Annotated in this window: 23 protein-coding genes and 1 pseudogene; 4 read left to right on the top strand and 20 right to left on the bottom strand. The window is 53.5% G+C overall.

From position 1 onward, the window contains the following. Positions 1-106: 106 nt before the first annotated feature. Positions 107-754: a GSH-dependent disulfide bond oxidoreductase gene (gene yfcG / locus AAYN39_RS07365; protein WP_000566559.1), complete on the top strand. Its 648-nt coding sequence runs from the start codon at positions 107-109 to the stop codon at positions 752-754. 123 nt (positions 755-877) lie between these two features. Next, entirely contained in the window at positions 878-1,771 is an 894-nt protein-coding gene (locus tag AAYN39_RS07360) for a TIGR01777 family oxidoreductase (RefSeq protein ID WP_001166265.1), read from the top strand. Between the two features lie 51 nt (positions 1,772-1,822). Here the strand turns inward: AAYN39_RS07360 and hisP are convergent, their stop codons facing one another. The 10 genes and pseudogenes from hisP to AAYN39_RS07310 form a co-directional block, all read right to left on the bottom strand. Further along, a complete protein-coding gene (hisP, locus tag AAYN39_RS07355; RefSeq protein ID WP_001763985.1) occupies positions 1,823-2,596 on the bottom strand; it encodes a histidine ABC transporter ATP-binding protein HisP in 774 nt (257 codons plus the stop codon). Between the two features lie 13 nt (positions 2,597-2,609). After that, a complete protein-coding gene (hisM, locus tag AAYN39_RS07350) occupies positions 2,610-3,317 on the bottom strand; it encodes a histidine ABC transporter permease HisM (RefSeq protein ID WP_000569771.1) in 708 nt (235 codons plus the stop codon). Next, entirely contained in the window at positions 3,314-4,000 is a 687-nt protein-coding gene (locus tag AAYN39_RS07345) for a histidine ABC transporter permease HisQ (protein ID WP_000965498.1), read from the bottom strand. The genes hisM and AAYN39_RS07345 overlap by 4 nt, the downstream gene beginning before the upstream one ends. Before the next feature lie 182 nt (positions 4,001-4,182). Continuing rightward, positions 4,183-4,965, bottom strand: a complete 783-nt coding sequence (gene hisJ, locus AAYN39_RS07340; RefSeq protein ID WP_000731871.1) for a histidine ABC transporter substrate-binding protein HisJ — start codon at positions 4,963-4,965, stop codon at positions 4,183-4,185. A gap of 237 nt (positions 4,966-5,202) precedes the next feature. Next, positions 5,203-5,985, bottom strand: a complete 783-nt coding sequence (argT, locus tag AAYN39_RS07335; protein WP_000754418.1) for a lysine/arginine/ornithine ABC transporter substrate-binding protein ArgT — start codon at positions 5,983-5,985, stop codon at positions 5,203-5,205. Between the two features lie 288 nt (positions 5,986-6,273). Then, positions 6,274-6,843, bottom strand: a complete 570-nt coding sequence (locus AAYN39_RS07330) for a UbiX family flavin prenyltransferase (protein ID WP_000825682.1) — start codon at positions 6,841-6,843, stop codon at positions 6,274-6,276. A 26-nt stretch (positions 6,844-6,869) separates the two neighbouring features. Then, a pseudogene (locus AAYN39_RS07325) lies at positions 6,870-8,276 on the bottom strand (amino acid permease). A gap of 63 nt (positions 8,277-8,339) precedes the next feature. Continuing rightward, positions 8,340-9,443, bottom strand: a complete 1,104-nt coding sequence (locus AAYN39_RS07320) for an alanine/ornithine racemase family PLP-dependent enzyme (protein ID WP_000281913.1) — start codon at positions 9,441-9,443, stop codon at positions 8,340-8,342. A 1-nt stretch (position 9,444) separates the two neighbouring features. Further along, positions 9,445-10,866, bottom strand: a complete 1,422-nt coding sequence (locus AAYN39_RS07315) for an APC family permease (protein WP_000072509.1) — start codon at positions 10,864-10,866, stop codon at positions 9,445-9,447. Between the two features lie 90 nt (positions 10,867-10,956). Further along, positions 10,957-12,354, bottom strand: coding sequence for an alanine racemase (locus tag AAYN39_RS07310; RefSeq protein ID WP_000132306.1), 1,398 nt, complete (start codon positions 12,352-12,354; stop codon positions 10,957-10,959). A gap of 210 nt (positions 12,355-12,564) precedes the next feature. Between AAYN39_RS07310 and AAYN39_RS07305 the strand changes: the two genes are divergently transcribed. After that, positions 12,565-13,992, top strand: coding sequence for a sigma-54-dependent Fis family transcriptional regulator (locus AAYN39_RS07305; protein WP_000168932.1), 1,428 nt, complete (start codon positions 12,565-12,567; stop codon positions 13,990-13,992). A gap of 35 nt (positions 13,993-14,027) precedes the next feature. On the opposite strand, the gene purF is transcribed toward AAYN39_RS07305, so the two are convergent. The 9 genes from purF to pdxB all read right to left on the bottom strand — a co-directional run bounded on the left by purF (position 14,028) and on the right by pdxB (position 23,183). After that, positions 14,028-15,545 (bottom strand): amidophosphoribosyltransferase, encoded by a 1,518-nt coding sequence (gene purF / locus AAYN39_RS07300; RefSeq protein WP_000334231.1) that lies wholly within the window; start codon positions 15,543-15,545, stop codon positions 14,028-14,030. Between the two features lie 37 nt (positions 15,546-15,582). Further along, positions 15,583-16,071 (bottom strand): colicin V production protein, encoded by a 489-nt coding sequence (gene cvpA / locus AAYN39_RS07295; protein WP_000262102.1) that lies wholly within the window; start codon positions 16,069-16,071, stop codon positions 15,583-15,585. A 310-nt stretch (positions 16,072-16,381) separates the two neighbouring features. Then, positions 16,382-17,056 carry a cell division protein DedD gene (dedD, locus tag AAYN39_RS07290; RefSeq protein ID WP_000157040.1) on the bottom strand — a complete coding sequence of 225 codons (675 nt, stop codon included), beginning with the start codon at positions 17,054-17,056 and terminating at the stop codon, positions 16,382-16,384. Continuing rightward, positions 17,046-18,314 carry a bifunctional tetrahydrofolate synthase/dihydrofolate synthase gene (folC, locus tag AAYN39_RS07285; protein ID WP_000792271.1) on the bottom strand — a complete coding sequence of 423 codons (1,269 nt, stop codon included), beginning with the start codon at positions 18,312-18,314 and terminating at the stop codon, positions 17,046-17,048. Before folC ends, dedD begins: the two co-directional genes overlap by 11 nt. A 67-nt stretch (positions 18,315-18,381) precedes the next feature. Next, on the bottom strand, positions 18,382-19,296 hold the full coding sequence (gene accD, locus AAYN39_RS07280) for an acetyl-CoA carboxylase, carboxyltransferase subunit beta (protein WP_000118383.1): 915 nt from the start codon (positions 19,294-19,296) through the stop codon (positions 18,382-18,384). Between the two features lie 149 nt (positions 19,297-19,445). Further along, on the bottom strand, positions 19,446-20,105 hold the full coding sequence (locus AAYN39_RS07275; protein ID WP_000364318.1) for a DedA family protein: 660 nt from the start codon (positions 20,103-20,105) through the stop codon (positions 19,446-19,448). A gap of 48 nt (positions 20,106-20,153) precedes the next feature. After that, entirely contained in the window at positions 20,154-20,966 is an 813-nt protein-coding gene (gene truA / locus AAYN39_RS07270; RefSeq protein ID WP_000016631.1) for a tRNA pseudouridine(38-40) synthase TruA, read from the bottom strand. Continuing rightward, the gene (locus tag AAYN39_RS07265) at positions 20,966-21,979 is read right to left on the bottom strand and encodes an aspartate-semialdehyde dehydrogenase (RefSeq protein WP_001289141.1); all 1,014 of its coding nucleotides are present in this window, start codon (positions 21,977-21,979) and stop codon (positions 20,966-20,968) included. The genes truA and AAYN39_RS07265 overlap by 1 nt, the downstream gene beginning before the upstream one ends. A 67-nt stretch (positions 21,980-22,046) precedes the next feature. Next, on the bottom strand, positions 22,047-23,183 hold the full coding sequence (pdxB, locus tag AAYN39_RS07260; RefSeq protein WP_000699178.1) for a 4-phosphoerythronate dehydrogenase PdxB: 1,137 nt from the start codon (positions 23,181-23,183) through the stop codon (positions 22,047-22,049). A gap of 103 nt (positions 23,184-23,286) precedes the next feature. On the opposite strand from pdxB, the gene flk reads away from it, so the two are divergent. Beyond that, complete coding sequence (gene flk, locus AAYN39_RS07255; protein ID WP_000553395.1) at positions 23,287-24,288, top strand: flagella biosynthesis regulator Flk; 1,002 nt, start codon at positions 23,287-23,289, stop codon at positions 24,286-24,288. On the opposite strand, the gene AAYN39_RS07250 is transcribed toward flk, so the two are convergent. Then, entirely contained in the window at positions 24,285-25,463 is a 1,179-nt protein-coding gene (locus AAYN39_RS07250) for an MFS transporter (RefSeq protein WP_000127714.1), read from the bottom strand. The genes flk and AAYN39_RS07250 overlap by 4 nt on opposite strands. Positions 25,464-25,617 lie beyond the last annotated feature (154 nt).

The raw sequence follows: 25,617 nt of genomic DNA, 5'->3' as shown, positions 1-25,617 counted from the left end.
AATATAGCGTCTTTCGCCTGCTGTCACCTGATGAAAACTCACACACATCAGGAGGCTTTCTATACTTAATTCAGCCCAGACTCTTTACGCACATGCAGGAGCCAAAATGATTGACCTTTACTACGCCCCCACGCCCAACGGGCATAAAATAATGCTGTTTCTGGAAGAGGCGGAGCTGGCGTATCGTTTGCTAAAAGTAGATATCAGCAAGGGCAATCAGTTTCGCCCTGATTTTTTGGCTATCTCTCCCAATAATAAAATTCCTGCCATCGTCGATCACGCCCCGGCAGACGGCGGTCAACCGCTTAGTCTTTTTGAATCCGGCGAAATTCTTCTCTACCTAGCGGAAAAAAGCGGCAAACTGCTTAGCGGGGAGCTGCGTGAACGCCATACCACGCTGCAATGGCTGTTCTGGCAGGTCGGCGGGTTAGGGCCGATGCTGGGCCAGAATCATCACTTTAACCACTTTGCGCCACAGGCCATCCCCTATGCGATTGAACGCTATCAGGTTGAAACGCAACGCTTATACAACGTCCTGAATAAACGCCTGGAAACCTCCCCGTGGCTGGGCGGCGACCACTACAGTATTGCGGATATCGCCAGTTGGCCGTGGGTTAACGCACATCAGCGTCAGCGAATCGATCTTGATACTTACCCGGCGGTGTATAACTGGTTTGAACGCATTCGCACGCGTCCTGCGACAGCGCGCGCACTGTTACAAGCGCAACTGCACTGTAACAGTACGAAAGCGTAACGCGGTAGCATACATCATGTATGATGTAGAGGTGTATACACGGAAAACCTGCGTCCGGCACCCTTATTCGTATTAAAAACCTGACATTAGGGAAGAGGAAATCCTCCCTACTCTGGAGGTCATATGCAGATTCTGATTACCGGCGGTACGGGCCTGATAGGGCGTCATCTCATTCCCCGGCTGTTAATACTGGGGCACCAGGTGACGGTCGTTACGCGCAATCCCGATAACGCGCGTCAGATTCTCGATTCCAGAGTGACATTATGGAAAGGGCTGGCGGAACGTGAGCACCTCAATGAGATTGATGCCATCATCAATCTGGCGGGCGAACCGATTGCCGACAAGCGCTGGACGTCGCAACAAAAAGAACGGTTGTGCCAAAGCCGCTGGGCTATCACGCAAAAGTTGGTGGATTTAATTCATGCCAGCGCTACGCCGCCCTCGGTGTTGATATCCGGCTCCGCCACGGGCTATTACGGCGATCTGGGCGACGTTGTCGTCACTGAAGATGAGCCGCCGCACAACGAATTTACGCATAAACTTTGCGCCCGCTGGGAACAGATTGCCTGTCGTGCGCAGAGCGACCAGACCCGCGTCTGCCTGCTGCGTACCGGCGTTGTCCTGGCGCCGCAAGGCGGGATTCTGGGGAAAATGGTTCCGCCGTTTCGCCTCGGACTCGGCGGTCCGGTGGGTAATGGTCGGCAATATCTGGCCTGGATTCACATTGACGATATGGTCAACGGCATCCTGTGGCTGCTGGATAACGATCTTCGCGGTCCCTTCAATATGGTCTCGCCGTATCCCGTCCATAATGAGCAGTTTGCTCATGCGCTGGGTCGCGCGCTGCGCCGCCCGGCGATTATTCGCATTCCGGCGACGGCAATTCGCTTATTGATGGGAGAGTCGTCAGTGCTGGTACTGGGCGGACAGCGGGCGCTGCCAAAACGGCTTGAAGCCGCCGGATTCGCATTTCGCTGGTATGATTTAGAAGAGGCGCTGGCGGATGTGATTCGCTAATTCCCAAAGCGCCGTATCCTGCCCGGTAAGCGATGCGCCGCCGGGCTTCTTTTATTTCAGCGAGCCTTTCAGGAATTGCTGTAAACGCGGGCTTTGCGGATTGCCGAACACCTGCTCCGGATTGCCCTCTTCTTCAATTTTCCCCTGATGCAGAAAAATCACGTGCGAAGAGACATGGCGGGCGAAGCCCATTTCATGCGTGACCACCACCATCGTTTTGCCTTCTTCCGCCAGTTGTTGCATGATGCGCAACACTTCGCCGACCAGTTCAGGATCGAGCGCCGATGTGGGTTCATCGAACAGTAAAACGTCAGGTTCCATCGCCAGCGCGCGCGCAATAGAAACGCGCTGCTGTTGGCCGCCGGAGAGATGGACGGGATATTTGCCCTGAGCGCGCTCATCAATCCCCACCTTCGCCAGATATTTCAACGCCCGCTCGCGCGCGTCGTGCTTGCTTAATCCCAGTACCTGAATCGGCGCTTCCATCACATTTTCCAGCACCGTCATGTGGTTCCAGAGGTTAAAGTGCTGAAACACCATCGTCAGGCGGGTACGCAACAAGCGTAGCTGATTTTTATCCGCCACTTTGAGCTGCCCGTCTTTGTCGCGCACCAGATTAATGTTCTGACCGTTCACGATAATCGCGCCTTCGCTCGATTTTTCGAGGAAGTTAATGCAGCGCAAAAAAGTGCTTTTACCGGAACCGGACGAGCCGATAATGCTAATCACATCTCCGGCGCGGGCCTGCAGCGATACCCCTTTCAGCACTTCATGACCGCCGTAGCGTTTGTGCAAATCGATAACGTGTAATTTATTTTCTGACATCATGTTACTCGAATTATTTAGAGGACACGTGCTGCAACCAGCGTCTTTCCGCCCGGCGGAACAGGCTTATCAGGACATACGAAATGAGTAAATACAACACGGCGGCAATGCCAAACGCGGTAAACGGCTGGTAAGTCGCTGAGTTAATATCGCGGGCGATTTTCAACAAATCCGGCACCGTCGCGGTAAACGCCAGCGCCGTAGAGTGCAGCATTAAAATCACTTCGTTGCTGTAGGCAGGCAAGGCGATGCGTAATGCCGACGGCAAAATAATGCAGCGATACATTTTAAATGACGAGAAGCCATACGCTCTTGCCGCTTCAATTTCACCGTGCGGTACCGAACGAATCGCTCCGGCGAAAATCTCCGTAGTGTATGCGCAGGTATTCAGCGTCAGCGCCAGTACGGTACAGTTCAGTCCGCTGCGGAAAAACGCGTTAAGAAGATCGGTGCCTTTGACTATCTCCAGCGTATACATCCCCGAATAGAACACCAGTAGCTGTACGTACAGCGGCGTGCCGCGAAAAATATACGTAAACAGCCAGATGGGAAAACGGATGAATTTATTACTGGAAACGCGACCCACCGCCAGAATCACCGCCAGAAGACCGCCCATCACCACCGATGAAATTAACAACCACAGCGTAATCGCCACGCCTGTAAAACGATAGCCATCCGTCCACAGCAGGGATTTCCAGTACTCCTGAATGATCTCAATCACAAATCGGCCCTCTTCACGCCTACGGAATAGCGACGCTCAAGTAAGAGCAGCACACCATTGGAAACGGTGGTAAATACCAGGTAGATAAGTCCACAGACCACGGCAAAATAGAAAGGCTCCCAGGTGCTTTTACCGGCAAGCTGCGTGGCTTTGACGACATCTTCCAGGCCCAGCAGCGACACCAGCGCTGTCGCTTTGAGTATCACCTGCCAGTTATTGCCGATCCCCGGCAGGGCGTAACGCATCATCGCCGGGAACATAATCCGCCGGAAGGTTTGCCCGTGGGTAAAACCAAAGGCCGTCGCCGCCTCGATATGGCCTTTCGGTACCGCCATAAACGCGCCGCGAAAGGTTTCGGTAAAATAGGCGCCGTAGATGAAACCAAGGGTGATAATACCGGCCACCATCGGATCAATATCTATCTGGTCGATACCCAGCGAATCGGTCACCACGTTAAGCGCGATTTGCAATCCGTAAAATATCAGCAGCATTAATACCAGATCCGGCACCCCGCGAATCAGGGTGGTGTACCCTTCAAAAATAAGCCCCGTTACCCGGTTTTGCGAAAGCTTCGCCCCCGCGCCGACGAGACCGATAAGCACGGCCAGCACCACGGAACTGAGCGCCAGTTCCAGCGTGACGATCGCGCCCTGTAAAATTACGCCTGAAAACCCGTACAACATGCAGCCTGTCCTGTTGTGTGTGGTGAAGTAAGAAGCCTCTTTTGCATTTTTGCCTCACATCACGCCGGATGGCGGCTGTGCCTTGCCCGGCCTACGATGCTCCCCGTAGGCCTGACGCGCACAGCGCCCTCAGGCAATGCAGACAGTCAATATTCTTTGGGCTTTATCTGCACCGACGGTGATTAACCGCCATAAACATCAAAATCAAAGTACTTTTTCGCCAACTTTTCGTAAGTACCGTCAGCACGCATTTCAGCAAAGGCTTTGTTCAGCGCTTCGCGCAGCTCGTTATCCTCTTTGCGCAGCCCCATACCGGTTCCTACGCCGAATAACTTCTCATCTTTCACCGCCGGGCCGCCGAATTTATAGTCTTTTCCGATGGGCTGTTTAAGGAAACCTTCGCTGGCCGCGACCTCGTCCTGGAACGCCGCATCAATACGGCCAGCCGTCAGGTCGGAATAAATGTTGTCCTGCCCCTGGTAAGAGACGATCTCAATCCCTTTCGGCGCCCAGTGCTCATTGCCGAAGGTCTCCTGCGTCGTCCCCTGTAGCACGCCGACGCGCTTGCCTTTCAGCGACGCGACGGTCGGCTGAATATCAGAGTTCTTCGCCACCACCAGACGGGAATCAGCGGCGTAAAGCTTGTCGGTAAACGCGATTTCCTGCTGGCGCTTTTCAGTGATGGACAGCGAGGACATGATGGCATCAATTTTCTTCGCTTTTAAAGACGGAATCAGCGCATCCAGCGGGTTTTCCACGAACGTACACTGTGTGTTGATACGGTTGCACAGTTCTTTGGCCAGATCGATATCAAAGCCGACCAATTCACCTTGTGCATTTTTGGATTCAAACGGTGCGTATGTAGGATCGGTACCGATGCGAATCTTTTGTGGAATAGCGGCAAATGCTGCGGTAGCGCTGGAAAATGCCAGCACCAGAGAAAGGGATAACGCCAGTTTTTTCATAACTATCCTCAACAGACTGTCTTTCCAGGAGATCTTTACAGATCCGATGCGACTATCGTGCCATTAATCAGGCCGACAAGGCAAAGCATTCTACCTTGTCAGCCGGTTTATTTTGCATAAAAATCGATTAAGTATGCATTTATGCGCCTGTTCCGCAACGGCTTATGCACCAAAAAGGTGCAAAACATCTATTTTGCACCGTGATAGTTCCCCAGCGCGGCGCGTTATCCCCTTCCCTCAATCGCCGTAGACATTAAAATCGAAGTACTTTTTGGCCATTTTGTCGTAAGTTCCGTCCTGGCGCAGTTCGGTCAGCGCTTTATCAAACGCGGCTTTTAGCTCGGTATCGTCTTTGCGCAGCCCAACCCCCGTCCCGTCGCCAAAATATTTTTTATCCTTCACGGAAGGACCGGCAAACGCATACTCTTTGCCCGCTGGCTGCTTCAGGAAACCTTCGCTGGCGGCGACTTCATCCTGCAATGCGGCATCCAGACGACCGGCGGTTAAATCGGAATAGATAAGATCCTGGTTGGCATAAGCCACCACATCCACACCTTTAGTGCGCCAGTTATCATTGGCGTAAGCCTCTTGCGTGGACCCTTGCAGCACGCCGACATGCTTGCCTTTCAGCGATTCCAGCGTCGGCTGAATGGGAGACCCTTTTGCCGCAATCAGGCGTGAATCCGCCGCGTAAAGTTTGTCGGAAAACGCAATTTCTTGCTGGCGTTTATCGGTAATAGAGAGCGATGAAATAATGGCATCGATTTTTTTCGCTTTTAGTGAGGGAATAAGCGCATCAAAGTCGCTGGCGACCCAGGTACATTTCACCTGCATACGCTTACACATTTCATTACCGAGATCGATATCAAAGCCAATAAAGTCGCCTTTGGCATCTTTCGATGAGAAAGGCGCGTAGGTGGTATCTGTTCCAATACGAACCGTTTGCGGGAGCGCGGCGTAACTGGCCGCCGTCGCGCCCAGACCTATCAGCAAAGACAAAGCGAGAACGGTCTTCTTCATACATACCCCTCAAGTGGCGTCATTTTCTTATGTTTTACGTGGCGTTGTGTGTTTGCAGACTTTTTCATGCAGGTCTTATGCCATTTTCACGTCAGCAAAACGATTCGACGTTAAATTTGTTAATAAAACGTTGCAATATTGTCCTGATGTTGAAGATAGCAGGTATGACGGTTGAACCGCAGCGTTTCGGCGGCTTTTAACGAATTAAATGTTGAGGATATGATCGCGGTTACAAAATTGCCCTGAAACAGGGCAACAGGGACAATAATGCACGCTAAACAGACAACGCTATGCGCCCTGCCAGCGAACAAAAAGGTCGTGCGGAAGGGGGATGTCAAATTGATCCAACACTCGGTTAACCGTTTGATTTATAACATCATCTAACGTCTGAGGAAGGTGATAAAAAGCCGGAACCGGCGGCATAATCACCGCGCCTATCTCAGCGGCCTGGGTCATTAAACGCAAATGCCCGATATGCAGCGGCGTTTCGCGCACACACAGCACCAGAGGTCGCCGCTCTTTTAATATCACATCCGCCGCGCGGGTAAGCAGTCCGTCAGTATAACTGTGGACAATCCCCGACAGCGTTTTAATCGAACAGGGCAGGATAACCATTCCTGCCGTCGGGTAAGAGCCGGAGGAAATGCTGGCGGCAATGTCGCGCGCATCGTGCGTCACATCGGCCAGCGCCTGCACCTCGCGCAGCGAAAAATGGGTCTCCAGCGCCAGCGTTTGCCGGGCCGCCTGGCTCATCACCAGATGCGTTTCCACGCTATCGACATCGCGCAAAATTTGTAATAAGCGCACGCCATAAATCGCTCCGCTGGCGCCGCTAATACCTACAATGAGTCGTTTCATGTCCTCTTACCGTTTACGAGCGCCGTTCATCCCACTGTGTTACGTAACCGGCTCAAAGTGGGTCTGAAGAGATACCATGACAAAAGAATCCCTATCATAAAAGCCAGCTCAACCAACATTATCACTACTCCCTGCTCACTAAACTAGGTGCCGACCATAATGGCAAAATTGGTGATAATGACAAATCGGGCCGTCCAGGGAAAAAGCGGCGATCGATAGCGTAGCAAATCGCTGGCGTACGTGCCATTACGCACCGATTGTCGGAAGCGATACTGGCACCATCCGATGGTTATCCATGCCAGGCAACCCACCTGCCCGGTACTGGCGATCAGATATAAATAAAATTGCTGTGCGGGAATATAGCGGGTCAGCAACGACACCAACGCCAGCAAGGCCGTGATTAAAATAGCATACACCGGCACGCCGCCGCCGTTCGTTTTACCAAAGCAGGCTGGCGCAAAGCGATCGCCCGCCATAGACCACAGCATACGCGAACTGGCGTAAATGGCCGAGTTAGCGGCAGAAACCGCGGCGGAAAAGATCACCAGCGTCATCAGCGTATCCGCCCCCGGAATGCCCGCGTGGGAGAATACCCATACAAAGGGACTTTGTCCATTTGGCGTCAGTTCATGCGGATAGACCAGCGCCAGCACCGCAATCGCCAGGCCGTAAAACAAAATGATTCTGAGACCGATCCCCAGGATCACCTTCGGTAAAATAATGTGCGGCGATTCGGTCTCCCCTGCCGCATTTCCGACCAGTTCCACCCCCTGGAAGGAGTAAATCACGATCGTCATACAGACCACAATTTGCTCCCAACCGTGGGGAAACCACATTCCGTCTGTTTTTAACGTCGGGTGCCAGTCACTATGGCCCATTAGCGAGTAGATCATGACCCCGCCCGCGCAGATAAACAGCACGATCGCGAAGACCTTAATGGCCGAAAGCCAGTATTCGCATTCGCCAAAACTTTTTGCGGAGGTGAGATTGATAGCCGTCAGGATGAGCAGAATCGCCAGGCAGAACATATATACCGGAACCGCGGGGAAAAACTGGTGAGCAATAAACCCTGCGGCAGTGAGGTCGGCTGCCAGGGAAAAGACCCAGCTAAACCAGTAAAGCCAGCCAATGGTATAGCTCCAGCAAGGTGACGGCATAAACATCAGCGCGTAATGTTGAAATGAACCGGAGTGAGGAAAGGCGCATGATAATTCGCCAAGACACATCATCGTCGCCAGCATAATGGTTCCGGCAAACAGATAGGCCAGTAAGGTTCCCGCCGGCCCGACGCTGCTTAACGGTTCGGCAATGCCGATAAATAAGCCGGTGCCAATCGTGCCGCCCAGCGACATCATCAGCAGGTGCCGCTTCTTCAGGTTACGCCGCAGACCGCCTTCAGGCTCTGCTGGCGGAGATTGTTGCAGGGTATCCATCGTTACTCCCTGTCTTTCGTGAGGTCAAAGATGCCGCCGCGACATAGCCGCGGCGGTTATGCGTTAACGCGTAAACCTCCAGGCGACGCCTTTGGTCTGGCAGGCCATTAACAGGCCCGTATAATCCAGCTCAAAGCGAACCACATCGCCTACTTTTAGCGACTGACGACAATCTTCAATATCCACCAGCGTATGATCGCTGGTTTGCCCTAAGATAGTGATAGCGTCGTCGCATGGCACACAGTTATCCGACGGCACATCCTGACGACCAAACGCCAGCAATGCGCGTCGGCGTATGCCACGATCGACAAAGGTTTTACTTTGCAAAAAGGCATCGACGCCCAGCTCCCCGACCGGGACGGTCGGTTTACTGTTCAGTTCGATGATTTCCGCTTCCAGGATATACATATCGGAACAGGCTTTATCGACCGGTTTTGCGGAGTGGTGAAATTCATTCAGGTATTTCATGTCCACATATTCAATGCCGAATTCATGCAGTCCGCCGATGCGCAGATGATTCAGTCCCTGCGGCCAGATACCTTTATCCAGCAGGTGATAGCTGGTGCAGTTTCCCGCAGAAAGCCGCCGGACAGGAATACCGCTGTCAGCTTCCAGCCGGGCGGCCAGCGCCAGAAAATCCTCGCCATTTTTTACCGTTGGCAACACGGTGCCGTAACAATTAAAGTTGGTGCCCAGTCCATATAATTCCAGACCGGGCAGACCAGTAATCAGAGTCACGGTCTCAAGAATGCGTTGATATTCACCAAACCAGATACCCTCGCGTAAATCGCCCATATCCACCATCAGTAATACCTGATGCGTTTTCCCCTGGCGTTGGGCTTCTTGCGATAATGCCCGTAATACCACCGGCTCGCTATTTAAACTAATATCCGCGTAGCGCACCACATCTTCGATTTCACTCAGACACGGGCTGCGTAACAGGCAGGTCGTACATCCTGTCTCGCGTATTTTTTTCAAATTATAGGTTCGTGATTCAGCAATAACGGTAATTCCGCCGTTTAACACCGCCTGCGCGGTTTCCACGCAGCCGTCAAAAACTTTATTGACAGCCATCACGTCAATACCGCTGCTTGCCAGCAGAGCTTTTTCCGTGCGTGCGTTTTCTTCCAGCTTGCGTAGATTTATTTCCAGAACTGGCATATACATTTTATTTTCCTCCCGCCATGCTTAAACGGGCATTACGTTTCTGCGCCCGATGGTAAATGTACTCCGCGACGACAACCGCCAGCACGGCTCCGCCAATAATTTTCCCGGCGTACTGGAAATATCCGCCCATATCAATTTGAGAAGGCGGAATAAATAACAGCGCAACGGCAAAGGCGATAGAAAGAAAGCCCAGCGCGGGTAAAATAGCCGGTAAAACCTTGCCCGGAATTTTAAAACTTCTTGGCGTATCTGGCTGAGTCTTACGTAAACGCCAGAACGCCGGGAACATCACCAGATAAGGAATAAAATAGGTGATGGTCGTTAGCGCCGTTAACATCCAGTAAGCCGCCGCAACGCTTGGCGAAATAAAAGTCGAAAAACACAGGACCGTGACAATAATCGCCTGTATAGTCAAGGCAAAGGCGGGCGTTTTCCACACCGGATGTAATTTGCCGATTCGGTCCCCCAGCAGATTATCTTCACGCGAGGCTTCCTGGAGCATATAAATCGGCCCCACCAGCCAGGAGTTAATCTGCCCGAGAGCGCCAAAAAACATACAGATGGCCATAACAGGAATTAACCACGGCATATGCAGCGTGTCCGCAGCAGCATGCATAGCCTGCATGACGCCTGCCACGATGTCGGTTTTCCCGGCGGGTAAAAGCGTATTTAGCGCCCAGGTGCCGACCATATAGATCCCAACGATAACGGCGGCAGAGACGGCCATCGCTCGCGGAAAATCACGCTGTGGATTACGGGTACGCCCGGCAATCATCGGGGCGACCTCCAGTCCGGCAAACGCAAACATCATGCTGGATAAGAAAACGATCGTATCCCAGTGTCCGAGATCCGGAATCCAGTTTTTCGCTGTAGTGTAGTCCGTCTGCATCTGGTGTCCGGTACATAGCCATACCACCGCCAGCAAAATGAGGATGGCGGAGGGAATAAATACGCCGCACCAGGCGCTGATGCTATTAATAATTTTTGTCCATTCCATCCCGCGGATATTCATCAGCGTTAATAGCCAGAAAATTACCGCGGAACCAATACCGATAAACGCTTTATTTTCCGCCAGGCCGCCGCCGATCATATAGCCCAACGCGGTAAAGCCGAATTGCAGCATTAATGGGAAAAACAGTACGCAGGAAAAGAGAAAACAAACCACGACAATCCATGCAATACGTTTACCAAATGCCTCTTTAATCCAGACAAATATCCCGCCATCTTTCGGCCAGCCGGTTGACAGCTCGCCGCATACCATCGCTAAAGGAAAAAACAAGCAGAATGCGGCTATCACCCATAGCAACATGGCCGATGCCCCGTAAGGCGCCACGTTAGGGATTTGCCGCAAACTCAGAATAGCGATGACATTCATAAAGACAATGTCTTTGATGCCAAGTAAGCCAGAATTCGTGTTACTCATGGCCATCTCCTGTTATGCATTCAGGCATCACTGCCCTCTTCTTATCATCTGACGACGGGCTTCAGCATGAAACTGAAGCCCAAAACAGTATTAATAAATGTCGTACTTGACCATATCTTCGTAACTGTCTTCCCGACGAATCAGACGCGTCTCACCATTTTTATCGATCATCACCACCCCCGTGCGCGGACGGTTGTTATAAACGGTTTGACTTTCAATGGTGTATGCCCCGGCATCAAGAAACGCGACAATATCGCCAACATGAGTCTCCTTCGGCAGTAAAAACTCTTCGCCTTTCACTCCCATGTGGAAATAATCCCCGCCATCACACAGCGGCCCGGCTAATTTTATCCAGGCGTCGTGCGCTGCCGTCATGCGAGAGGCGTTATAGACATAAAAGAACCAGTCAAAATGCTGGCTATCAGAGAGTACGCTGTAACCAGCATCGACAAATTTCCATTCAACGTGGCATTCCACATTGCCGTTAAGATCGTAATTTGTTTTACGTTTTTCGCAGGAGACTTCCGTCAGTAAAACCGCCGCCGACCCGGTCACTTTACGTCCCGGTTCAATACATATTTCCACATCGGTACGCCATTTATGCACTTCGCGAATGACCGCATCGGCAAAATCCTGGGCGGTAATACCGGCATACATATTATCTTTTAACGGGTCGCCATTCTCGTCGTCATATTTATAGGGAACCGGAATTCCGCCGCCCACGTTGATCAAATCAAATTTAATACCGAGCACCTCTTCCAGGCGACGGGATTCATCCACCAGCACTTTAGTCGCTTTTGCGAAAGGCTCTGACTCCGGCACCTGATCGCCCACATGCATATGCAAGCCGCGTAAATGCACATAAGGCATCGCCAGAATGCGGCGGCAGGTTTCTTCCGCCTGTTCCAGGTCGAGACCCGACTTCGCATGGAAAGCGGTAACCAGTTCCGCATGCGTCGCCGAGGGAACATTCGGCTCTACGCGGACGCAAACATTGGCGACTTTCTTCAGCTTGCGAGAGATGGCATCAATATGTTCCAGCTCATACAGGCTATCAACATTAATAAGATACAGATCGTTGGCGATGGCATATTCCAGATCGGCAGGCTTTTTCACCACGCCGTTGAAGACGATCTGATCGCCGCGAAAGCCTATCTCCAGGCACTTGCGAACCTCATATTGTGAGTTTGCCTCCGCGCAAATTCCGGCGTCACGAATGGCTTTCAACACCCCCATGACCGAGCAGGTTTTTGACGCAAAGAAGGTTTTGGTATTTTTATGCGCCGCAAATGCCTGCTGGATTTCATGAATGTTACGAATAATCTCCGGCTCAGAAAACACATAGAACGGCGTGGGGTACTGGCGCGCCAGAGCGTCCAGATCGACCCCTTCAAAACACAAATGACCGTCTTTGTGCTGGAAACGGCGATCGCCGTTGATTACCTGCTCACGTAGCTGGTTGTAATTCTGCATAATCGAGTCAGTCATAACGCCCTCTGCTTAATGTTTATGGTAAAAATCCGCATTCTTTACAGGGATAAAGCAAAAGGCATGCCACTATTTTTTATCAAAATAATCAATTATTTATAAAAATAAGCTGTTTCTCATTTTCGTCATTAAGTTTGCTATTCATCATAACGACGAAAATTCGTCATTTTTATAATGGCAACATGAACAATAGATATGAGGAATGCATGTATGGCATCCACCAATCAGGAACTGGCCTCGGCGCTCAGGATGTTTTCCCGCTTTTTCGATTTGATTCATCAGCCGTTGGCCGTCATTAATGAGCGTGGTGAATACGTTTACTACAATCAGGAAAGCGCGGATCTGGACGGCTACAGCATTGAACGGGCAATGGGAAAACATATGCTGGATGTCTATCCGGGCATGAAAGAAACCCAAAGTACGATGCTTTCATCGTTAAAAAAAGGCGTGGAATACATTGGCCATTATCAAATTTATTACAATGCGCGAGGCCAGGCCGTTGACTATCAGCACACCACCGCGTCGCTCTATGCAAGCGATGGCGGCATGGTCGGCGTTATCGAAATCGGCAGGAATATGTCCGGCGTCAGGCGGCTCCAGGAGCAGGTGGTAGAACTGAACCAACTGCTGTATGCCGATCACCATGAGAAGCACCATGCCATTATTACCGAAAATCCGGAAATGCTCAGTAATATCGCCAAAGCCAAACGGCTGGCCGCCAGTAATATTCCGGTGACGATTGTCGGGGAGACGGGAACGGGTAAGGAGCTATTTTCCCGCCTGATACATCAATGCAGCAAGCGGGCGAATAAGCCATTTATCGCCCTGAACTGCGGCGCTCTACCGCCTACGCTTATCGAAAGTACGCTTTTCGGCACCGTGCGCGGCGCCTATACCGGCGCGGAAAATAGCCAGGGCTATCTGGAACTGGCAAACGGGGGAACGCTCTTTCTTGATGAGCTGAACGCCATGCCGATAGAAATGCAAAGTAAGCTGCTGCGATTCTTGCAGGATAAAACCTTCTGGCGGCTCGGCGGACAACAGCAACTCCACTCTGATGTCAGGATCGTTGCCGCCATGAACGAAGCGCCCGTCAAATTAATTCAACAAGAACGCCTGCGGGCAGATCTTTTTTATCGGTTGAGCGTCGGAATGTTGACGTTACCGCCGTTGCGCGCCCGCCCGGAAGATATCCCCTTACTGGCGAATTATTTTATTGATAAATACCGTAATGACGTGCCGCAGGACATTCACGGATTAAGCGAGACGGCGCGTGCTGATCTGCTCAATCACGCCTGGCCGGGTAATGTCAGGATGCTGGAAAACGCGATTGTACGCAGCATGATCATGCAGGAAAAAGACGGGCTGCTGAAACACATCATTTTTGAACAGGACGAGTTAAATTTAGGCGTACCGGAAACCGCGCCGGAGAATCCCCTTCCCTCGTCACCCGATCCGCAGTATGAAGGGTCGCTGGAGGTACGGGTTGCCAACTACGAAAGGCATTTAATAGAAACCGCGCTGGATACGCATCAGGGGAACATTGCCGCCGCGGCCCGTAGCCTTAACGTATCCCGCACCACGTTACAGTACAAAGTACAAAAATACGCTATTCGCTTCGGCGTGGTGCGTAATTGACATCGGCCAGCGGCATCGCGCCGCTGGCAAAGCCATTAGCCTTCGTTATGCATTTCCAAGTTTTCCATTTCGTTCTGGAACAGCACCGCTTTGGCGTCGTCATTACGTAATGAATCCAGGAAGTCGAGGTATTGCTGGTCTACGTCTTTGGTGACATATACCCCGTTAAATACCGAACATTCAAACTGCTGGATATCCGGGTTTTCTGCGCGTACGGCTTCGATCAGATCGTTCAGATCCTGGAAGATAAGCCCGTCTGCGCCGATGATCTGCCGAATCTCATCCACCTCGCGACCATGCGCGATCAGCTCATTGGCGGTCGGCATATCAATGCCATAGACGTTGGGGAAACGAATTTCCGGCGCGGCGGACGCCAGATAAACCTTCTTCGCGCCAGCTTCCCGGGCCATCTCGATGATCTGCTCTGATGTGGTGCCACGCACGATGGAATCATCCACCAGCAGGACGTTCTTATCGCGGAATTCCGCGCGATTAGCATTGAGCTTACGGCGCACGGATTTACGGCGTAGCTGTTGGCCCGGCATGATAAAGGTACGTCCCACGTAACGATTTTTGACAAATCCCTGGCGGTACGGCTTGCCGAGAATACGGGCAATTTCCAGGGCGATATCGCAGGAGGTTTCCGGGATAGGGATCACGACGTCGATGTCCAGATCTTCCCATTCACGAGCGATTTTTTCGCCAAGTTTGGTGCCCATATTCACACGAGCGCTGTAGACGGAGATTTTGTCGATAAAGGAGTCCGGGCGAGCAAAATAAACGTACTCGAACAGACAGGGGTTACTGACCGGATTATCCGCGCACTGGCGCGTGAACAGTTGCCCCTTTTCGGTAATATAGATAGCTTCGCCTGGCGCAACATCGCGCAGGAATTCAAAGCCCAGCGTATCCAGCGCCACGCTTTCAGAAGCGACCATATACTCCGTACGACCATCGCCAACGTCACGCTTGCCCAGCACTAACGGGCGAATGCCGTGCGGATCGCGAAAAGCCACCATGCCGTGGCCGATAATCATCGCTACGCAGGCATAGGCGCCGCGGATTTGACGGTTAGTCGCGGCAATCGCGGCAAAAATATTGTCGGCTTCCAGCGGATAGTGACGGAAGCTGTCGAGCTCGCTGGCGAAAATATTGAGCAGGATTTCGGAATCGGAGGTGGTGTTGATATGACGGCGCTTTTCTTCAAACAGCTTTTTACGTAGCTCGTGCGCATTAGTCAGGTTGCCATTATGGGCCAACGTGATGCCATACGGCGAGTTAACGTAAAAAGGTTGCGCTTCCGAAGCGCTGGAGCTGCCTGCGGTAGGGTAGCGCACATGGCCGATCCCCATGTTGCCCTGCAAACGCTGCATGTGGCGAGCTTCAAAAATATCGTTCACCAGCCCGTTTGCCTTACGCAAGCGGAAGCAGTTATTCGCATCAATGGTGATGATACCGGCAGCATCCTGACCACGATGCTGGAGCACTGTTAACGCGTCATAAATCGACTGGTTGACCGGCATAACACCGGAGATACCGACAATACCGCACATACGTCATTTTCCTCGTTAAGCCACATCTCAGAACCTGTTACGTCCTGGGCAAGAAACTCGACGAGCTTTGCAGATAGTCAAAGAACCATCTGATGATGAAGCTGAACTGCGGGATGAGCTGCGATTTGCTCCAGTCTTCGCTTTTCGACAAGCCGGTAAAGGTATCAAGGAAGAACAGAATGGCGGCGACAATCAGCGCGCCTCGCAGTGCGCCGAAACAGATCCCCAACACCCGGTCAGTTCCCGACAGGCCGGTCTTTTCTACTAGCTGACCTATCACAAAATTCACGATAGCGCCGACGATAAGCGTCGCGATAAACAGTACCGCGATAGCAATCCCATTACGAACCAGTTCGTCTTCAAAGCCCGTAAACCAGACAGACAGGTAAGTGTAGTAGTGACTGGCGACAAAGAAAGCACAACCCCACGTCACCAGCGATAACGCTTCACGAACAAAGCCGCGGATCAGGCTAACCAGACAGGAAAAAGCAATCACCGCGATAATGGCGTAATCAATCCAGACCATAGATGTCCCACGATTTTACGCCCTGTCGTCCTGTTCGGGGCGCATTCTAACAGAAAAAGAAAACGTTTGCGTAGGGATTTCCTTCCCACGCGTAAATAAAAATGGCGCTGAAAAAATATTCAACGCCATCACACTTTTTATCTCTTCGGGCACGACCAGAAGAGCTGCCATCGGCCTGATAAGCGCAGGATACCCGGTTTATTCCTTCTGCCGGATGGCGGCGTAAACGCCTTATCCAGCCTACAGAACTTCGGCTATTACCAGATGAACACCGTAGGCCTTAACGCTGCGCGCTCAGGCAAAACGCGCCTTAGTTCGGGCTATATCCCATCACCACGCCGCTTAACCCGGAAATCTGCTTGAGCTCGCCAAGCGATCCTTTCATCTTATCTTTCGACGCATCCGGCCCGACGAGAATACGGGTTATTTTACCCTGTACCGGCGTTGAGGGGGAAGTATAAACCCGGAACCCGGCGGAACGAAGCTTGCCGACTATCTCGTTGACTTTATCCGCGTTTTTCAGCGCGCCCAACTGTACGACATAGGCTTTGCCGGTCGGCGCAGGTTTATCGTCGGTAGCCGGTTGCGGCGCGGGCGTCGGCGTGGAAACGGCGACAACCGGCTGTTGCGGTTTAGGCTGCGGCTTCGGCTTTTCAACCGGCTTCGGTTTAGGCGTCTCCACCGGTATCGGATCAAGCTCGACATTGTTAGACGCCATGCGCGACGGGTCCAGCGACGGCGCTGCCGCATCTCCCGCCCGCACCTCTTCAGCCGCCCCTTCCGGCGGCTGTGTCGGCAGCGCCTGCGTTGCGGCAGGCATCATATCCGGCTCATCACGGTCGCCAGGCTTCGGTACCAGTGGAATCGCAGCAAATTCATCCTGATAATGCTTTTTCTGTCCGTCCAGCAGACCGGGAAGCACAATAACCCCCAGCGCGACTAACACAATCGTGCCGACTAAACGATTCTGAAACTTACTCGCCACCGATTCTCCCCGCGTCTATCACTTCCATAACATGTGCGACGGTGTGGAACGATCCGCACACCAGCACGGTATCTTCTGGCTGCGCCGCGTCGATAGCGGCCTGCCATGCCTGCGCGACGCTATCATAGACATTCCCTTTCCCCAGATGTTCCAGAAGTTGTTCCGCCGTCGCGCCGCGCGGCCCCTCTAACGGAGCACAATACCAGTCGTCAACCACGCTTTTCAACCAGGCTAACGTGCCGGCGATATCTTTATCATGCAGCATACCAATCACCGCAAGCACGCGCCCGCGTTTCGGCAACATTTTCAGACGACCCGTCAGGTATTCCGCCGCGTGGGGATTATGGGCGACATCAAAGATAACGCGCGGCGACTCACTCACGATTTGAAAACGTCCCGGCAAGGTAGCCTGCGCAATACCGTCGCGAATCGCCTGTTCGTCAATGTTCAACCCGCTGGCGCGCAGCGCGGCCAGAGCGGTGGCGGCATTCGGCTGGGGAACCTGCGGCAACGGCAGTCCGGCAAGCGTGCCGTCGCCATCGGTAAACGCCCAGTGGGTCGCTGTCACCTCATAACGCCAGTCAACGCCGCGACGCAGCAACAGCGCGCCGGTCTCCTGCGCGACATCCGCGATGGTTGCCGGCATTTCCGGTTCGCCGACGATAGCGGGTTTTTCCGCACGAAAAATCCCGGCCTTCTCGCGGCCAATACTTTCGCGATCCGGCCCCAGCCAGTCAGTATGGTCAAGCGCGATGCTGGTAATTACCGCTACATCGGCATCCACAATGTTCGTGGCGTCCAGGCGCCCGCCCAACCCGACCTCCAGAATCACCACGTCAAGGTTAGCCTGTTTAAACAGCCACAATGCCGACAACGTACCATATTCAAAATAGGTCAATGAAATATCGCCGCGCGCCGCTTCTATTTCCGCAAAGGACGCGGTATGCGCGGATTCCGCTAATTCTTTCCCCTGCACGCGCACGCGCTCGGTGTAACGTACCAGATGAGGTGAACTATAGACGCCCACACGGTATCCCGCCGCGATTAACACCGACTCCAGCGTTCGACAGGTCGTACCTTTACCGTTGGTTCCCGCAACGGTAAAAACGAACGGCGCAGGCTTGAGGATGTCCAGACGCGCTGCCACCTGGCTTACGCGCTCAAGGCCTAAATCGATACTCTTGCTGTGCAGGTTTTCCAGATAAGAAAGCCACGAGGCCAGGGGCGACGCAGCTTGAGGTATAGATTTGTTTTTCATTGATTCCGCTGCTTCTTTACGGTGAAAAGCAAAAGGGCAGAGCCTGCGGCCCTGCCCTTTTCAGTTATCAGGCCTCAGACTCCTGATCCGGCGCCGGAGGCACCACCACGCCTTCACGCGGGGCGTCCGGGTTCGGCGCGGGCAGATTCATCAGCTTCGCCAGAATGCTCGCCAGCTTCAGGCGCATTTCCGGACGGCGGACTATCATATCAATAGCGCCTTTTTCGATCAGGAACTCACTGCGCTGGAATCCTGGCGGGAGCTTCTCACGAACGGTTTGTTCGATAACGCGCGGGCCGGCGAAGCCAATCAGGGCTTTTGGCTCGGCGATGTTGAGATCGCCCAGCATCGCAAAACTGGCGGAAACGCCGCCCATTGTCGGATCGGTCAATACCGAGATGTAGGGCAGACCACGTTCCTGCATTTTAGCCAGCGCCGCCGAGGTTTTCGCCATCTGCATCAGCGACATCAGCGCTTCTTGCATACGCGCGCCGCCGGAAGCAGAGAAACACACTAACGGACAGTTGTCTTCCAGCGCCTGTTCAACGGCGCGAACGAAGCGTGCGCCAACGACAGACCCCATTGAGCCGCCCATGAACGCGAATTCAAACGCGGCGGCGACAACCGGCATACCGTGAAGCGTCCCTTTCATGACCACCAGCGCGTCTTTCTCGCCGGTTTCTTTCTGCGCGGACGCCAGTCTGTCTTTATATTTTTTGGAGTCGCGAAACTTGAGCACGTCTTTCGGCTCCAGCTCGCTACCCAACTCCACAAGGGAACCTTCATCTAACAGGCTATGCAGGCGATTGCGCGCCGACATGCGCATATGATGGTCACACTTAGGACAGACCTCAAGATTACGTTCCAGCTCAGCGCGGTATAAAACCTGACCGCAGCTATCACACTTGGTCCACACCCCTTCAGGAATGCTTGCCTTGCGGGTGGGAGTAATGTTGCTTTTAATTCGTTCAATCCAGCTCATTGGTGACCTTTCTGCCTGAACCTTAGTCAGCTTTATTATAAGGGGCGCATAATGCCATTTTTGCCCCCAACAGACCATGAATGTTGCACATTAAAACATAACAGCCCGAAACTTTGGATAAAAAAGTGGTCGAACCGCTGAGTTACTTTCTATTTTGCGGCACGCGACGCAGCGCGCTTATGCCGGACAATCTCAATGACGCCAGGTAATATCGAAACCACGATAATCCCCACAATCAGCAGCTTAAGGTTATCCTGAATCAACGGTATCGTACCGAAGAAATAACCGGCGTAGGTAAAGAGCAGCACCCACAGCAGCGCGCCGATGACGTTATAGGCGGCAAAATGCCGATAGGACATGTGCCCCATCCCTGCCACAAACGGCGCAAAGGTTCTGACGATCGGCACGAAGCGAGCGAGAATGATAGTTTTACCGCCGTGTTTTTCATAAAACTGGTGGGTTTTATCCAGATAACTGCGGCGGAAAATTTTCGAATTCGGATTACTGAACAGTTTTTCGCCGAACAGTCGACCAATCGTGTAATTTACCGCATCGCCGACAATTGCGGCGATCAGCATTAACGCCACCATGACATGCACATTGAGATCGTTGGTTTCCAGCGAAGCCAGCGCCCCGGCGACAAACAGCAGCGAGTCGCCCGGCAGGAACGGCGTGACGACCAGGCCGGTTTCACAAAACAGAATCAAAAACAAAATAGCGTACACCCAGACGCCGTACTCCGCGACCAGCTCCGCCAGATGCACATCGATGTGCAGAATAAAATCAATAATAAAGTAGATCAGGTCCATATTTGTCTTTGCCTTTCTACCCGACACGTTTCGGGTGTGCGATTCGGATTAGTCCGCCAGAAATAGCGGGCCCATTGGCGGTTTTGGAAGGTCAAACCGGTCAGGGTAATCCACCGCAACCAAATATAGCCCTTCCGCCTTCGCCGTTGCCGCCGCCAGCGTTCTGTCCCTGGCCGCTAACAGCTCTGCGATCCAGCTCTCCGGCTGGTTGTGAGCGCCTACTTCCAGCAGGCTGCCGACAATATTCCTGACCATATGATGAACAAAGGCATTCGCTTTGATATCGACCACCACATAAGGGCCGTGGCGGGTAACGTTGATGTGCATCACATTACGCCACGGCGTGCGCGACTGGCACTGCACCGCGCGAAACGAGGTAAAATCATTTTCGCCAAGCAGACACTGCGCCGCGCGATGCATCCGCTCTGCATCCAGCGGCTCATAGTAATGCGTCACGCCTTTTGCTAATACCGCAGGACGCAGTCGATGATTGTAGATGATATAGCGATAACGGCGAGCCGTAGCGCTAAATCGCGCGTGAAAATCATCCGGTACAGTTTTCACCCAGCGCACGGCAATGTCACCAGGCAAATTCGCATTTACCCCCAGCGTCCATGCCGCATCTTTGCGCAATGCGGTCGTTTCGAAATGGACAACCTGCCCGGTGCCGTGAACGCCGGCATCGGTGCGCCCGGCGCAGAACACGTTAATAGGTTCATTTGCCACCTGCGAGAGCGCTTTTTCCAGCTTTTCCTGCACGCTGCGCACTTCATTCTGACGCTGCCAGCCATAATACTTGCTGCCGTCGTACTCAATACCCAGCGCAATTTTATAGACCGGCGATGATTGCTGTCCGGACATCAGTACAGATACTCCTGCACCAGCTTCTCCGCAATTTTAACGGCCATCAGCGCGCCGCCGAAACGCACGTTGTCCGCCACTGACCAGAACTGAATTTGTTCCGGCATACCGTAATCATTATGCACACAGCCAATAGAGAGCTGTGGATTGCCGGAAGCGTCGCCCACCTGCGTCGGGTAATCCGTCTCTTCTGACAGTACGATATCTTCACCGCGGGAAAACGCCTCGCGCGCCTCTTCCGCCGCCAGCGGACGGAGCGCTTCAAAGCTCACCATCTGCGCATGGCCATAGAACACCGGCGACTGCACGACACTGGCGGAGATCATCACGCCATCATCCTGCAAAATTTTACGCACTTCATCGACGATACGACGTTCCTGGCGCACGCTGCCTTCCCGATCCGGCAGCAGCGGCAGCATATTGAACGCCAACTGGCGGCCAAAGAAATCATCTTCATCAATCGGTATGCCGTTAAGCAGCTTCGCACTTTGTCCGGCCAGCGCATCGACCGCTTTTTTCCCCTGCGCGGACGCTGATAACATACTGGTGACGGCGATGCGCGACAGTCCCCCCTGATCGATTAACGGCTTGAGCGCCGCCAGCAGTTGACTGGTCAGACTATCGGCGACCGCAATCACGTTACGGTTACGGTAATCCGCCAGTACATACGGGTTAACTTCCGGCACGACCAGCGGCACATCAGGCTCCAGCGCGAACAGACCGCTGGAATCTATCACCAGGCAACCTGCATTGGTCGCGTCGTCTATCCAGGCAGCCGATGCCTCTGCGCCGGCAACGAAAAACGCCAACTGCGCCTGCGTCCAGTCAAAGTCCGCCGCATCCTGGACAATGACCGACTTGCCACCAAAACGGAGGTGCTCGCCCGCGCTTTCATGACGCGCCAACGCATAAATTTCACCGACCGGGAACTGGCGTTCAGCCAGTGTTTCAAGCAGGGCTTCGCCTACGGCGCCCGTTGCGCCCAGAATGGCAATGTTCCAGCCTTCAGACATGGTGATTTACTCCAGAAATACATAAGCGTCCCTGTCGCATTATTCGACAGGGAGCATTAAGAAGACATTAATGTGCCGGGTGATGAACAGCGTTAAAACCTAGCTTACACAGCAAGGCGGCTGCCGTTTCGTCGTCACACATCACGTATAAAGACGACCATTCACGGCGCTCAAGATAATTTTTACGCAATTTATCAAATTCACCCGGAATTCCAGCGACTTTACGCAGTGGCGCATCGTCGCGGCGCACATCATACACCAAATGCGCCAGTCTTTTCAGCGTCGGTTGATCCAGCGGGCCGTGAAGCGTAATACGACCAAACTCAGGCGCAGGCAGTAATGTCTCCAGCGCGACACGCTGCTCGCGACCGATAAACGCGCTATACGCCTCAAAGACCTGGGTGGTGCCGCGCGCTTTGCCTTCCAGCGTATAGCCGGCAATATGCGACGTGCCGATATCCACGGCTTCCAGTAGCGCGACGTTAAGATCCGGTTCGCCCTCCCACACATCAAGCACCACGCTCAGCGGCTGCCCGGCATTGAGTCGCGCCAGCAATGCGGCGTTATCCACCACCGGGCCGCGGCAGGCGTTAATGAGAATGGCGCCGGGTTTCAGTCGACGGATCAGCGTCTCATCGGCCAGATGCAGCGTTTTGTACGGTCCGTCTTTATAGAGCGGCGTATGGAAAGTCAGGACATCCGCTTCCTGCACCAGCTCATCCAGCGTACGAAAATCACCCTCGTCCCCGCGTGCGGCGCGTGGCGGATCGCACAGCAACGTGCGGATACCCAACGCTTCAAGCCTGGTCTGTAGCCGGCTTCCGACGTTACCCACGCCGACAATCCCTATAGTGCGATCGCGTAACGAAAAGCCGTCACGTTCGGCCAGCATCAACAGCGCGGAAAACACATACTCCACCACGGCGATAGCATTACAGCCGGGCGCGGCTGAAAAACCGATGCCCGCCTGCTTCAGCCATGCCTCATCCACATGATCGGTGCCTGCCGTAGCAGTACCAACGAAGTTAATCGGCGTGCCGCTCAGCAGCGATTCATTCACTTTCGTGACCGAACGCACCATTAACGCATCGGCATGGTTCAATTCTTCAACGGGGATCGGGCGACCCGGCACTGCCTTTACCTCACCCAGGCGGCTAAATAATTCGCGGGCGTAAGGCATATTTTCATCAACGAGAATTTTCACGACTGTCGTACCTGTTTGAGAACGAGAGTTAACCGGACAAGTGTGCCATAATCTGGCCGCCAAGCATATATTGCTCAGATTTATGGTTAAAGGATAATTAATTATGCATCCCATCTCCGGCGCCCCTGCACAGCCTCCAGGCGAAGGGCGTAATCCTCTTTCCGCTGCGAGCGAGCAGCCGCTTTCCATGCAACAGCGTACGGTACTGGAAAGGCTGATCACGCGCCTGATTTCACTGACCCAGCAGCAAAGCGCGGAAGTATGGGCCGGAATGAAACACGATCTGGGGATAAAAAATGACGCGCCGCTACTGTCGCGCCACTTCCCCGCCGCTGAACAGAATCTTACCCAGCGTCTGGGCGTAGCGCAGCAAAATCACGCCAATCGTCAGGTGCTTTCACAGCTAACAGAGCTGCTTGGCGTCGGGAATAATCGTCAGGCCGTCAGCGATTTTATCCGTCAACAATACGGTCAAACCGCGCTTAGCCAGCTTACGCCCGATCAACTCAAAAACGTGCTGACGCTCCTGCAACAGGGGCAGCTTTCCATTCCGCAGCCGCAACAACGTCCGGCAACGGATCGGCCATTATTGCCTGCTGAACATAATACGTTGAATCAGTTGGTGACGAAGCTGGCGGCCGCGACCGGCGAGTCAAACAAACTTATCTGGCAATCAATGCTGGAACTCTCCGGCGTGAAAAGCGGCGAGCTCATTCCGGCAAAACAGTTTACCCATCTGGCGACATGGCTACAGGCGCGGCAGACGCTGTCACTACAACACGCGCCTACGCTACATACGCTGCAAGCTGCGTTAAAACAACCGCTGGAACCGGACGAACTCACAGCGATCAAAGAGTATGCCCAACACACTTATCAAATTCAGCCGCAAACGGTGCTGACCACCGCGCAGGTGCAGGATTTACTTAACCATATTTTCCTGCGTCGCGTAGAGCGGGAGGCGGATGAGCTCGAACCGCTCTCTATTCAACCCATCTACCGCCCGTTTGCGCCGATGATTGAAACCGTGAAAAATCTGTCTGCGCGACCAGGCCTGTTGTTTATCGCGCTAATAATTGTACTGGCGCTTTTCTGGCTGGTTTCTTAACCGCGCCGGAACGATAATATCGTCACCAGGATGCCAACCACCGCGGAGATCGCTCCCGCGAGGAATACGGAAGGATAGCCGTATGACGTGGCCAGCATGCCCGCCAGCGGGCCGGTAACGCCGTAGGAGATATCCTGAAACGCGGCGTAGCCGCCGAGCGCCGTACCGCGTACCTGTGCAGGTACGCGTTTCACAACCTCCACGCCCAGCGCCGAGAAAATCAGTGAACACCCTGCCCCGGTGAGCGCCGCGCCTACCAGCGCTATCCAGGCCGTCGGCGCCAGCCACAAGAGCAGCAACCCTGCCGTCTCAACCAGCAATGAGACAACGGCGACCTTCACGCCGCCAAAGCGATCCGGCATCCAACCGAACAATATGCGCATCAGTACAAACGCACCGCCAAACGCGGTCAGGGTGAATCCCGCCATCGTCCAGCCATTGCTGACAAAATAAAGTGAAATAAACGTACCGATGACGGCAAAGCCCACGCCCTGCAATGCCAGGCCCAGGCCCGGTTTCCAGATAAGCCCGACCACGCTCCACAGTGAAGGTCGCTCCCCCGTATACGCAGGCACTTTACGCACGGTGCCGTTGAATGCCCAGGCCAGCAGCGGTAAAACCATCGTCGTCCCCGCCAGCGCCGCGAAGCCAAAGTGGCTATGGATCAGCAAGCCCAACGGCGCACCGGCCGCCAGCGCGCCGTAAATCGCCATCCCGTTCCACGACATCACCTTACCGGAACGCGTTGGGCCAACCAGCCCCAGTCCCCAGGTCAGGGTTCCGGTCAGCAGCTGGCTTTCGCCAAATCCGAGGATCAAACGCCCAACAATAAGCAGCGCGAATTTTACCGGCGCGGAAACCGGCAACAGCGCGGCCAGGAGCCAGGCGGCGCCCGCCAGCCCGCAGGCAAGCATCCCCTGTAACGCCGATCGTTTAGCGCCATATTGATCCGCCAGCCGTCCGGCATAGCCGCGCGTCAGTACCGTCGCAAAAAACTGAATGCCCACGGCGATCCCAACCATCGTATTGCTATAGCCCAGTTCGTGATGGACAAAAAGCGGAATGACCGGTAACGGCAGGCCGACCGTCATATAGGTCAGGAAAACCGCAAAGGCGATGCGGAACAGCGAAAAATCCGCAGACGGGGTCGTTGTTTTTTGGCTAACTGCTGTCATGCATTACTCCAGAATGCAGAGTAAGGCGGGGAAAGGCCACGCCCCCCTCTACCTGAACGTCAGGATTAAGGTGCGTTGGATAACGTTAAACGCTTACGCATTATCGGAAGGATAATGTAGAAAGTGAAGTCTGCCTGTGAGACGCGAAACTTGT

This window comes from Salmonella sp. K21076 (genome assembly GCF_039650795.1).
GTDB lineage: Bacteria > Pseudomonadota > Gammaproteobacteria > Enterobacterales > Enterobacteriaceae > Salmonella > Salmonella enterica.
Note: the sequence above shows the minus strand (reverse complement) of the source record. Positions and strands in the feature narration are given on the sequence as shown.